The organism is Nocardia wallacei (genome assembly GCF_029868745.1).
GTDB classification, from domain to species: Bacteria; Actinomycetota; Actinomycetes; order Mycobacteriales; family Mycobacteriaceae; genus Nocardia; species Nocardia wallacei_B.
The window spans coordinates 33,329-45,197 of sequence record NZ_JARWOP010000335.1; the positions used below are offsets into that span (position 1 = coordinate 33,329).

General features: G+C 68.5%; 9 protein-coding genes, 1 rRNA gene and 1 pseudogene. 7 read left to right on the forward strand and 4 right to left on the reverse strand.

All coding sequences use genetic code 11. From position 1 onward, the window contains the following. Positions 1-38 precede the first annotated feature (38 nt). The 7 genes from QH470_RS31095 (at position 39) to QH470_RS31125 (ending at position 7,977) form a co-directional block, all read left to right on the forward strand. Positions 39-665 (forward strand): P-loop NTPase family protein, encoded by a 627-nt coding sequence (locus QH470_RS31095; RefSeq protein WP_280275939.1) that lies wholly within the window; start codon positions 39-41, stop codon positions 663-665. Further along, entirely contained in the window at positions 662-1,423 is a 762-nt protein-coding gene (locus tag QH470_RS31100) for an HAD family hydrolase (protein ID WP_280275940.1), read from the forward strand. The genes QH470_RS31095 and QH470_RS31100 overlap by 4 nt, the downstream gene beginning before the upstream one ends. Continuing rightward, positions 1,420-3,270, forward strand: coding sequence for an ATP-binding cassette domain-containing protein (locus tag QH470_RS31105; protein ID WP_280275941.1), 1,851 nt, complete (start codon positions 1,420-1,422; stop codon positions 3,268-3,270). Before QH470_RS31100 ends, QH470_RS31105 begins: the two co-directional genes overlap by 4 nt. Continuing rightward, positions 3,257-5,050, forward strand: a complete 1,794-nt coding sequence (locus QH470_RS31110; RefSeq protein ID WP_280275942.1) for an ABC transporter ATP-binding protein — start codon at positions 3,257-3,259, stop codon at positions 5,048-5,050. Before QH470_RS31105 ends, QH470_RS31110 begins: the two co-directional genes overlap by 14 nt. Continuing rightward, positions 5,043-6,602: a glycosyltransferase family protein gene (locus QH470_RS31115; RefSeq protein ID WP_280275943.1), complete on the forward strand. Its 1,560-nt coding sequence runs from the start codon at positions 5,043-5,045 to the stop codon at positions 6,600-6,602. The genes QH470_RS31110 and QH470_RS31115 overlap by 8 nt, the downstream gene beginning before the upstream one ends. A 31-nt stretch (positions 6,603-6,633) precedes the next feature. Further along, complete coding sequence (locus QH470_RS31120; protein ID WP_280275944.1) at positions 6,634-7,122, forward strand: SAM-dependent methyltransferase; 489 nt, start codon at positions 6,634-6,636, stop codon at positions 7,120-7,122. Between the two features lie 192 nt (positions 7,123-7,314). Continuing rightward, complete coding sequence (locus tag QH470_RS31125; RefSeq protein ID WP_280275945.1) at positions 7,315-7,977, forward strand: YdcF family protein; 663 nt, start codon at positions 7,315-7,317, stop codon at positions 7,975-7,977. A 105-nt stretch (positions 7,978-8,082) separates the two neighbouring features. Here the strand turns inward: QH470_RS31125 and QH470_RS31130 are convergent, their stop codons facing one another. The 4 genes and pseudogenes from QH470_RS31130 to rrf all read right to left on the reverse strand — a co-directional run bounded on the left by QH470_RS31130 (position 8,083) and on the right by rrf (position 11,850). Then, positions 8,083-8,601 carry a DinB family protein gene (locus QH470_RS31130; RefSeq protein WP_280275946.1) on the reverse strand — a complete coding sequence of 173 codons (519 nt, stop codon included), beginning with the start codon at positions 8,599-8,601 and terminating at the stop codon, positions 8,083-8,085. A 162-nt stretch (positions 8,602-8,763) separates the two neighbouring features. Then, positions 8,764-9,654: an HAD-IIA family hydrolase gene (locus QH470_RS31135; RefSeq protein WP_280275947.1), complete on the reverse strand. Its 891-nt coding sequence runs from the start codon at positions 9,652-9,654 to the stop codon at positions 8,764-8,766. Positions 9,655-9,761: 107 nt separating this feature from the next. Next, a pseudogene (locus QH470_RS31140) lies at positions 9,762-10,706 on the reverse strand (hypothetical protein); the annotation flags it as partial. A gap of 1,027 nt (positions 10,707-11,733) precedes the next feature. Continuing rightward, a 5S ribosomal RNA gene (gene rrf / locus QH470_RS31145) occupies positions 11,734-11,850 on the reverse strand. Positions 11,851-11,869 lie beyond the last annotated feature (19 nt).

Consider the following 11,869-nt stretch of genomic DNA (forward strand, 5'->3'; position numbering starts at 1 on the left):
CAGCGTCGACTACCACGTGTAAAGTGATCGCTCGGACATTGACGATCGATCGACCGGGGGGCTGGATGGCCGACGGTAGCGTGCGCACCGACGGGAACGGACATAATTCTGCGGCGGCGAATTCGGTAGGTTCCCGCGTATTCGTCTTCGGCGCCTCCGGCTGCGGGAAGACGAGATTCGCGAAGCAATTGGCAGAGCGCCTTTCCGTCCCGCACGTGGAATTGGATTCGCTGCTGTGGGGTCCGGCGTGGACGATGCGCGACGATGCCGCGTACCTGGCGGCGACGGCGGCAGTGGTGCCCGAGCCCGGGTGGGTGATAGAAGGCACGTTCCGGCCCGATGTCGCGCATACGGTGTGGCCGCACGCCGATACCGTCGTGTGGCTCGACTTCCGGTTCACACTGGTGGCGGCCAGGCTGCTGCGGCGCACCATCCGGCGCGCGGTGACGCGCGAGCGGCTGTGGCACGGAAATGTCGAACCGCTCCGCGATCTGGTCGGCCGCGGGTCGTTGCTGGCATGGTTGTGGCAGAGCTACCCGAAGATTCCCGGTGAAGTTTCCGAATTCGAAGCAGAAATGGTGTCACCGACCGCGGTATTTCACCGATTCACGACACCGAAAGAAGCAAAGAAATGGCTCCGGAATGTGCGAGGCGAGACAGCATGACGGGCTACGAAGTCGTCACCTTCGATCTCGGGGACACCATGGAGTCTCGTGGCTCGAATCTCGGTGACGCGCAATTCCGAATTCGGCAGTTCGTGCGCTGGGCTGCCGATCGGGACCGGGTCGGTGGCGCACGGACCGACGACTTGGCGCTGGCCTTCCACGCCGTGCTGCGTGAACAGCGCATCGGCAGCGATCTGCGGCATCGGGAGGTGCGCGACATCGCCGAGCGCATGGCTCGCGCGGCCGGTTTCGAGCCGACCCCGCTCGATGTGGCCGAGCTGGCGGAATTGCTACAGGATCCAGGGCCCGACGAACGGCTCAGTTGGGCGCCGGGCCTGCCCGAGGTGTTGAGTGCGCTGCGCGCGGCCGGCGTGCGCCTCGGGGTGATCAGCAATCTGCGGCTGACCTCGGGTGCCAACGTACGCCGCGTGCTGCGGCGGGCCGGGCTACTGGACTTCTTCGATCCGGCCGGGCTCACGTTCTCCGACGAACTTGGCGTCCACAAGCCGCATCCCGAGATCTTCGAAACGACGTTGCGACGACTGGGTGCGCCGGCGGCCGCGGCCGTACATGTCGGCGACAACTGGGCGGCCGACGTCGTCGGCGCCCGCGCTGTCGGCATGACGACCGTACGATTCACCGGCCTGCACGACGACGAGCGGATCGAGGGACCGGACGCGGACCATCTCCTCGCGGCACTGTCCGGCCTACCGGCCGTGCTGGGTATCGAGAAGACACGCGCCGAGGTGACGGGATGATCCGGGGCGCGGCGGCACGAGCGCTGCGGTGGCACGAGCGCCCGGTGCCGCACCTGCTGCGCGCGATGTGGCGGGAGAGCGCGCTGTCGGCCGCGGGTGTATGGGCGCTCGTCCTGGTCGCGACCGGTCTGGCGTTGTGTTCCGTCGTGGCCGGGGGGCAGCTGATCGGCAAGATCACGCTGGCGGTCCGGGGCGACCAGCCCGATGCGCAGCGCGCGGCGTGGCTCGCGCTGGTCGCCCTGGCCGCCGTGCTGGTGGCCCAGCAGGTGGTCACGTCGCTGCTGTGGCCACTGCTCGCGGCGGTCGGTCGCCGCGTCGAGGGGCGGGTTCGGTCCGACGTCATGCGCAGCGTGCTGAACCGACCCGATATCGCGCACCTGTCCGATGCCGAGATCCGCGACGCCATCGGTGCGGCGACCACCGTCGGCACGGCGCGATACGGCCCGAGCTTCGCCGTGGAGGGTCTGGCCACGGTCGCCGGCGGCTTGCTGTCCGGTACGGCCATGGCGGTCTTGCTGTCGCTGTATCGCTGGTGGCTGGGCCCGCTGCTGGTCGCGGTGTGGCTGCTCGCCCGGGTGTTCGTGCACCGCGAGCGGATGGAGCTGCTGGCCGTCTACGCCCAGCAGGCCGAGGCCACCCGACGTTTCGGCTACTACCGAGACCTGGCGCTGCAACCGTTGGCCGCCAAGGAGATTCGCGTCTTCGGCCTGCACGCCTGGTTGGTCGAAGGGTTCCTGTCGTACTGGGGCACGGCCATGCACCGGGTATGGGATCAGCAGCGCCGGAAACTCACGCCCCTCGCTCGCCTGACCTGTGTCGTAGTGGCCGTTCACCTCGTGGCCGTGCTGGTCGTCGTGCGCGGATTCGACAGTGGCGAAATAGATGTCGGTGAGCTGGTGATACTGCTGCAAGCCCTGATCGGTACCTCGGCGATCAACCTCGCCGACGCCGGAAACGGCGACGCCCATGTCGAATGGGGCGGTTCCACGGTGATCGCCGCCGACCGCCTGCGCGAGCGACTGCCTGTCTCCGCCGGCGCCGCGGGTACCGCCCTTGCGCCGCGCGCGGAGATTCGTTTCGAAGGGCTCGGCTTCCGGTATCCGAACGGGCCACGAGACGTGCTGTCGGACATGGATCTTCGCATCGAGGTGGGGAAGTCCCTGGCGATAGTCGGGGAAAACGGCGCGGGAAAGACGACGGTGGTGAAATTGCTGGCGGGGTTGCTGCCGCCCGATACGGGCCGGGTCACGGTCGATGGTCGCGACCTCGCCGGCTTCGATCTCGAGGACTGGCACCGCCGCTTCGCCGCCGTGCTACAGGACTACATCCGACTGCCGGCGACGCTGCGCGACAACGTGACGCTCGGCCGGTACGGACCGGACGACGCGGCGGCGCTGGCCGATATCGCGCGCCGGACCCGCCTCGATCGGGTTGTCGACCAACTTCCGCTCGGCTGGGACACGCCGGCCGGCCGCGATCTCGTCGACGGCACGGAACTGTCGGGTGGACAGTGGCAGCGGGTGGCGCTCGCTCGGGCCCTGTGGTCGGTGCACTGTGGCGCCACCGTGCTCGTCCTCGACGAGCCGACCTCGGCGCTGGACGTGCGTGCCGAGGCGGCCTTCTATGACGACTTCCTCGATCTGACAAGGGATTTGACCACGATCGTGATCTCACACCGGTACTCGACCGTGCGCCGGGCCGATCGGATCGCGGTTCTCGGGGCGGGTGGCGTGACGGAAGTGGGCAGCCACGACGAACTGATCCGGCGCGACGGCACGTACGCACAGTACTTCCGTTTGCAGGCAGGCGTTTTCGAGACGACGGAGGCCGTCGATGCGGACCGTTGAGGCAGTACGCGCCGTCAAGATCTCGTTCGCCACGGCCTACGCGGCCGACCGCCGGCATACGCTCGCATTGACGATATGCGCGCTGGTACAGATCAATTCGGCCGTGATCACCGGAATCCTGCTGAAGACGGTCGTCGGCGCGGCCGTGGACCATCGCGGCGGTCTCGTACTGACCGGCGCCCTACTGATCGGCGCCAACGCCAGTCTTTTGTTCGTGCTCTTGGTAATTCGCAATCGCTTCACCCGAGTGCTGACCGACAGGACCGCCGCGCGATACGACGCCGAGACGATGACCCTGGCCGCGGAGGTGCCGGAGATCTCGCATTACGAGACTCCGGAATACCTCGACCGGCTGGCCGTGATCCGGCACCAACCGACAGCTCTGGCACAGAGCTTCGCGGTGCTGGTGAACGGTGGCGCGATCATCGTTCAGGCCGTCGTGGTCGTCTCGATCCTGCTGTCGCTGCATCCGGTGATGGTGGTGCTGCCGCTGCTGGCGCTGCCCGGGTTCTGGACCATGCGGATGGGACATCGAATCGCCGCGCGGTCGTTCGACGACACCGCGGAGTCGCGCAGAGTCGCCGGACGTCTGTTCGAGTCCGCGACCAGCCTCGGAGCGGCGGCCGAGATCAGGCTGTCCCGTCTGGGTCCGGAATTGATTCGCAGGCACGATGTTTCGTGGTCCACCATGCACGAGGGGATTCAGCGGGCCGAATACAAGGCCGCCGCGATCCAGGCCGCCGGACGACTGCTGCTGTTGGGCGGCTACGTCGGTGCTATCGGCCTGATCGTCGCGAACGGCCTGAACGGCTCGGCGTCGGCGGGCGACGTGCTGCTCACCGTGGTGCTTGCGGGCGTGCTCAACCAGCAGATATGGCAGGTCCTCGAAGTCATCCGGCGGTCGATGTACGTCATGATGGTGATGGAGCGGTTCGCCTGGCTGGTCGATTTCGCGCGCAGTCGTCGGGATCGCCCCGCCGTCGCGGCTCCCGCACCGGACCGGTTGCACAGCGGAATTCGACTGCGCGGCGTCACCTTCCGGTACCCAGGTACGGAAGCCGAAGTACTGCGCGACGTGGACATCGACTTGCCCGCCGGGTCGGTGGTCGCGCTGGTCGGCGAGAACGGTGCGGGCAAATCGACGATCGTCAAGCTGCTGACGCGGATGTACGAACCGGAGCGCGGCACGATCGAGATCGACGGCATACCCCTGCGCGACTTGGATATCGACGAATGGCGCGCTCGTACCACCGCGGTGTTCCAGGACTTCGGCAAACTCGAATTCGAGCTGGGCGTCTCCGTCGGCGTCGGGAATTTGCCGCTGCTCGGCGATCAGGCAGAGATCGCGGGCGCACTCGATCGAGCCGGGGCCGGCAATCTCGCCGCAACGCTCGACCGGGGTTTGGCGACGCCGCTGGGCGACAGTTTCGCCGACGGCGTGCAGCTTTCCGGCGGTCAGTGGCAGAAGGTGGCGCTGGCGCGCGGGATGATGCGGCGCGCCCCGCTACTGCTGCTGCTGGATGAGCCGACCGCGAGCCTCGATCCGGAGTCCGAGTACGAGCTGTTCGCCCGGCACGCCGACCTGGCCCGGGAGACCGCGCGGGCGACCGGCGGCATCACACTGCTGGTGTCGCACCGCTTCTCGTCGGTGCGCTCCGCCGACCTGGTCGTCGTCCTGTCCGGCGGTGCGGTCGCGGAAACCGGGACGCACGAGGAATTGGTCACTCGCGGCGGGCTTTACACCGACTGGTACTCGACCCAGGTGCGTGCCTATGGCTGATATCGCGGCGGTCACGGTGCTGTGCCTCATCGCCGGATGGGGCTGGTGGCTGGTCTTTCGAATGCTGCGAGCCGCTCGCTGGGCTGCCGGGCGGGCAGGTGGCGGTCCGCCGGCGCAGCCGGAATGGGCACCGCGGTTCGTGTTCGTCGTACCGGCGCTGCGCGAGGTGGAAACACTGCCGGTCTTGTTGGATCACTTGTGCCGCAACGATTTCGGTGCCGATTCGCTCATCGTCGTCGTGACCTCCGAGCGTGAGGAGTACGAACGGCGGCTAGCGCGCGAGGAACTGCCGTCGGTCGCCGCGGCGTTGTCGGCCGGGGCGGGAGAGCACGACTTCGTTCGGCGGACGGCGGGCATCCTACCGAGCGGCGTCGCCCGCAGGCTCGCCGCCGAACTCGCTACCGTGAACGAGGCGGCCCGGCCGACTGTGCTGGCGGAACGGTACGACGAAATGCCCGGCACCGCTTCGGTTGCCGCCGAATGGGAGCGCCGCTCCAGCTCTCTCGGCAAGACGCTGATACATCTGCATTATCCCGGTACGGACGGCGGAAAATCCGACCAGCTCAATTACGCGCTCGACGTGCTGGTGCGGAAATTCGCGACGGCGGGGACCTGCCCCGACGATGTCTATTTCGTAGTGTTCGACGCGGATTCGACGCCGGATGCCGCGGCCGTGCGCTACGTCGCCCGGGAATGCGCGGACCTCCGCTCCCGCAAGGAGCCGTTGCCCGCATTGTTCCAACAGGTTCCACTGCCACTTCGCCGGCCGAACTGCGCCCGATCTTCGCTCACCGATGGAATGCTGCGGACCTACGCGTTGGCGCACACGCGCAGGGCCCTCGGCATCGAGATCGATCGCCTGCTGCGGCATGGACGTCTCCGCGCCAGATGTCGCGGCCCCGTACAGCGCACGCTGCGACAGCCTATGGTCTATGCGGTCGGTGCGGGAATGTTTCTCCACCTCCCGCCACTGCTCGCCGCCGGCGGTTTCCCCACCACCGTCGACGACATCGCGCTCGGCCACCGATACACGATCGGTGACCTGGACATGCGCCCCATCCCGCACTTCACCGTCGTCGACAGGTACGGATCCGTCACCGCGCTGGCCCGCGCGCACGCACTCGTCTTCTGCGGCAGCGTCGACCTGCCACCCCTGGTCCCGACCTCACCGCTCCCCACCGCGACCCAGCGCGCCGTACTCTTCCGCGAAATCTGCGACTCGCTGTGGTGGCTGACCGGGCCACCGATAGCGGCCGCAGCCGTGTGGGCACTCGCCGCATCGGGATCCCCATGGGCCTTGCCGCTGGCAGCGTCGGCGTTCGTGAGCCAGTATCCGGCCTCGCTTATCGCGTCCGCCGTGGCATTGCACTGGATCGGAGTGCGATCCGGCCCGGAACAGGACGACGTCTCCCTCCGCTCCACCGCCGCCCTATGTCTACTCTCTCCGGTAGTACCGTTCCTGCATTGGATAGGCCCCGTACGCGGCGCCATCATCTGGATACACGCACGACTACGCGGCCGAACTCCGAAATTCGGCAAGACGGAGCGGTAACAACCCATCAAATCCGGGGAGACGATTTTCGATGTCCGAGCGAATACGAGTCCGACCGATCGCCTACGTCGACGGCGGAGCTCACGAAATACGCGGCAACAACTGGGGCGACTCCCGCTGCATCATCCGCGTAGACCCTGCGGTACTCCCCGACCGAGCCACCAAGGGCCTCGAAGCGTTCTCCCACCTGGAATTGATCTTCCATTTTCACCGTACCGAACCACTCGGCTCCACCTACCCGCCACGTCGCCCGCGCGGTCACCAGGACTATCCCGAAGTGGGAGTCCTCGCAGTCCGAAACATGCACCGACCCAACCGCCTTGCTATCTCCCGCTGCCGTCTACTCCACGTCGACCACAACGATCTGCACGTCACCGACCTGGATGCAATCCACGGCACCCCGATCCTCGACATCAAGCCGTGGCTCACCGAAATGGCCCCGCGCGGTGAGGTTCGCCAGCCCACCTGGAGCACCCAGATCATGAGGAACTACTACGCCCCCGCACCGGATCCCGAGTAAGTGCTGCGGCGGTGCGCGATCGGGCGCTATCCGTATGCCCTCGACGAGGGGAACGCGGAACGACTGTGGGACGAGTCCGTGTCGATGCTCGGCGGGGACCGAGTGGTTTCGTGAGCCGTCCGCCACGGCGGCGAACCGTGGTATCGGCGGCCCGGTATTCCCGCTGCCTGTGCGGTTGGCACAATGTGGCGGGTGCGAGGTAATCGGCTCGGAGCGAACCGGTGGGCGGCGGTGGGGCTGGGCCTCGCCGCGGCGATCGGCGCCGCGATCGGCGCCGCCGAGTTCTTCAGCGGGCGCGCCTCCCGGCAGTACCTGCCGCGCGGCCGGAAGCCTTTCGGCGGGACCGAAGCCGTCGTCGTGCTGGGTTACCCGGCCAAGCACGACGGCAGCACGCATCCGCTACAGCGGTGGCGCTGCCGGATCGCCGCCCGGTCCCTGGATGCCCGCGCCGAGGGCATGCTGGTATTCACCGGCGGGGCGGTCCGGCGCGACTGGCCCGAGGCCGAGGTCATGGCGCGCTACACCCGCGATACCTTCGGCATCCCCGCCGCTCGGATCGTGACGGAGACCAAGGCCGAAAGCACTTGGCAGAACATCGAATTCACCATTCCGATCATCGAGCACGCCGACCGCATCAAGATCGCGTCGGACCCCATGCACGCCGCCCGAGCCCGCCGATACCTACTCCTCCAGCGCCCCGACCTCGCCGCACGACTGGTCCCCGCCGCCGACTACCGCTTCGGCGAGAAATGGTGGCTGAAACTCCCCACGACCGCCCACGAGCTTGCCGCCATAGCGCGTCGCCGGGCCGGGGCGCTCGCCAACCGGTCCGCCGCCGCACCCCGCCCCAAGTAGGCGACCGTCTACCGCCTCACATTTTCGCCCGCCTGCTGCCCCGTGTTTACGCCCGAATGCCGCCCCGCGTACCGCTCGAATGCTGTCGCCGTCGGTTTGGGCGGGCTATTGCTCGTGTTGTGCCGGGCGTATTTGGCGGCGGATGTCGAGGAGATGGTGGCGGACCTCGTGGACGGTGTGCACGGCCACCCAGCGCAGCGAGCGCTCGGTTCCCGGCGTGGGGTAGTGGTAGACGACGACGCGATCCCAGGCCGACGGGTCGAGCCGTTCGAGCACATTCGTGAACATGAGAGCCGCGTCGGTGGTTTGGCGGGCCACGTCCGCCGGGTCCTGGTCGGCGTAGCCGTCGTGGTCGACGCGCTCGTCGCGACCCATCGGCGTGCAGTCGGGACGGTCGGTGCGGCGGGCGGCCAGCACGCGCTCGCGTTGCACCAGCAGCATGTCGCGAAGGTGGCAGGCGTACTCGAGCGGTGACCACAGCGTGTCCCGCCGTCGCGGCCGTGGGTCCTCGTCCGGCCGCAGCAGCAGTTCCGCGACCTCGGCGATACCGTCTCGAATCGCCTGCGCGGCACCGCTTGCGGCCGTCGGGTCGTAGGTGAATCCGCACTCCGGGCAGTCGGTCATGGGGCGACTGTACGACGACATACTCACGTGGTCACCGTGAGCGGCCGCGTTACACGAAACCCGCGAAACTTCGGGTTGGTCAACAGATGCGGGCCGAGCAAGCCGCGCCGCCTGCGCGCTACCCAGAGTGGCGCACCCCCGACAGCTGGTCAGAGGCACACGTCAGCCTACGATCGAGATCGCCCGTCCGGGATATCGCTGCACGAGCTCGGCCAGTCGATCGGCGATGTCACCCTCGTCCGCACGAACCGAAACCTCTTCGAGCACTGGGTGATTCAGCGCGTCAAGCGAGTCGGAGACGTAGGTGGGCAGACGATCGGCCGCCTGCTTGCGCAGATCGGCAAGGGTGCTGACCCCGGTGAGTACCAGCAGCGACGGCAACCCCACACAGTGGGCGCCGTCGATATCGGTGTCGAGGCGATCACCGACGACCAGCGCGGCACGGGTGCCCGCCCGCTCGAGCGCGTCCTCCAGCAACGGCGCGTACGGCTTACCCGCGACGATCGGATCCCGATCGGTTGCCGTCCGCAGAGCGGCGACCATCGACCCGTTGCCGGGCGCGAGACCACGCTCGTTCGGCAGCGTGGCATCGGTGTTGGCGGCCACCCACAAAGCGCCGGACCGCAGCGCGTAGGCCGCTTCGGCGAGGTCCGGCCAGGCGGTCACGGGCGAATGCCCCTGCACCACGGCGTCCGGCGGCACGTCCTCGAACCGCCGGATCGGGCGCAACCCCACCCGGTCGATCTCGGCGGCCAGGTCATCGGTGCCGACGATCAGCACGGTCGCTCCCGGCCGCAGCCGCCCGGCCAGTACCCGCGCGGCAGCCTGCGCGCTGGTCACCACGTCGTCCGCGGTCGCCGCGAAACCCAGCTCCGCCAAGTGACCGGCCACGGCGGCGGCCGATCGGCTGGCATTGTTGGTGACATACACCAGCGCCTGCGACGACGCCGACGAAAGCGCTTCCGGCGCACCGGGAATGACCTCGGTCCCCCGATACAGCGTGCCGTCCAGGTCCAGCAGCACCGCACCGAATCGGTCCCTCAACCGCGTCACTTACTCCACCTTCTCTAGGCGTCGAACATCCACTGGTTGTCGCGATCCATCCGGCGAGACCGATCAGGCCATGCGACCAGCCGCGGCGGACGGCAGGACAGCTCGGCTCACTCGGGGCGCTGCCCGTCGTCCTCTGCTTCGAAATCACTTCCGCCGGAGGCAAGTTCGTCGGCGCGCTCCTCGGCGTCGGTCTCGGCATCGAGGTCGGCGGAGGCGGAGTTGAGGAACCAGGTCAGGGCCTCGTCGGCGCGGCCCGCGGCCAGCAGGGCCTCCGCGTACGCGTAGAACAGGCGCGCGGCGGCCGAGCCGGTGCGGCCCGGGTCCAGCTCGGAGGTCTGCAGGGACACGACGGCCTGGTCGTATTGGCCGAGATCCATGCGGGCCCCGGCGACCACGATCCGCAGTTCGGTGGCCTCGTCACCCTTCAACCGGCGCGCTTCGTCGCTGCGGCCCAGTTCGATCGCCCGCTCAGGACGGCCCAGACCGCGTTCGCAGTCCGCCATGACCGCGAGCAGACCGGATCCACCGGACATCCGTCGCGCGGTGCGCAGCTCCGACAGCGCCTCCGCCCATTCACCGGCGTGATAGGCGATGACACCGGCGGTCTCGCGCACCACCGCGATCCGGCCGGCCCGCTGCCGCGCCGCGCGCGCGTGCGCCAGCGCCTGCTCGGGGTCCTCCTCGAGGAGACGGGTCGCCATCACCAGATGACGGGCCACCGTCTCGGCATTGTTCTTGTCCAGGCTCAGCAGATCGCGCCGGACCGCCGAATCCAGTTCACCGGCCTCGACGTCGTCGGGCAGCGGCGGCTCTTCCGGCCGCGCCTCGCGCCGATCGGACCCGCGACCGCTCGCGGCCTGCGCACCTTCACCACCGCGCCGACGCTCCGGGCCGTGCCCGCCGTCGGTCCGGTCGAACTTCCCACCGTCGAACTCGCGCTCGGTAGCCGCACCGCGCTCGTCTCCGCCACGCTCATCTGCGCTGCGACCGGCGTCCGCACGGCGGTCACCTCCGCGCCGGAAACCACCGCGATCAGCGTCACCACGGCTCTCCCCCGCAGGACGAGCGAACCCGCCCCGGCCACCGCTCTCGCGACGGTCCCCGGCCGGCCGTTCGAAACCACCGCGACCCTCGCCGCGGTTGTATCCGCCGCGTCCGCCACCTTCGGTGCGATTGAACCCCCCGCGCTCACCGGGCCGATCCGGTCCTCCACGCCGATTGCCACCCCGATCGAACCCGCCACGTTCAGAAGGCCGATCCGCACCACCACGCTGACTGCCACTCCGATCGAAGCCGCCGCGTTCAGAAGGCCGATCCGCGCCACCGCGCTGACTACCGCCCCGGTCGAACCCGCCACGGTTGTCACCGCCGGAACGATCCGAGCGCCTGCCCTCTCCCCGATCGGGTCCGCCACGCCTATCGCCGAATCCACGGTCGGAGCCACCGCGATTCTCACTCCGGTCGGCGCCGCCGCGCCGGTCGCCGTACGGGCGGTCCGAACTCCGGTCCCCGCGATACGGACGATCGCCACCTTCGCGCCGGTCGTCACCACGGTCGGATCGTCCGCGGTTCTCGCCGTACGGGCGATCCGACCCTTGACTACGGTTGTCCCCGAAGCCGCCGCCGCGCTTGAAACCGCCACGGTTCTCCCCGGCACTACGGCCGGAATCCGGTGCGCCGCGGCCGGATTCGCCTGGACCACTGCTGCGGCGGAAACCTCCGCCACTGTTCGGACGGCGGTCCTGACCGCCGCGATCGAAATCACCGCGGCCGGACCGAGGCTCGGATGGCCGGTCGTCGCCGGATCGGTCGCCCGACCGCTCGCGCGCGGATCGCCCGGAGCCAGAATCCTGGCCGGACCCGCTGCTGCGGCGGAAAGGCTTCCGACCGTCGTTCTGCTCCGACACGGTGATCCCTTTCTCTGTTCATGCTTCGTTGCCCGGCCGAGCCGTCGCCGTACGCGGGTGCACCCGCCTACTCGAATTCAACCATGTGCCGGCGATCTCGCCGCCACTCGGCACCGGCCCCGGAACGACGAAAAGGGGACCCACGGTATGGGCCCCCTTTTCGGGAAGTATGTTCCGGCGGTGTCCTACTCTCCCACACCCTGTCGAGTGCAGTACCATCGGCGCAGGTGAGCTTAGCTTCCGGGTTCGGAATGGGACCGGGCGTTTCCCCACCGCTATAACCGCCGTAACTCTATGAAACTATCCAC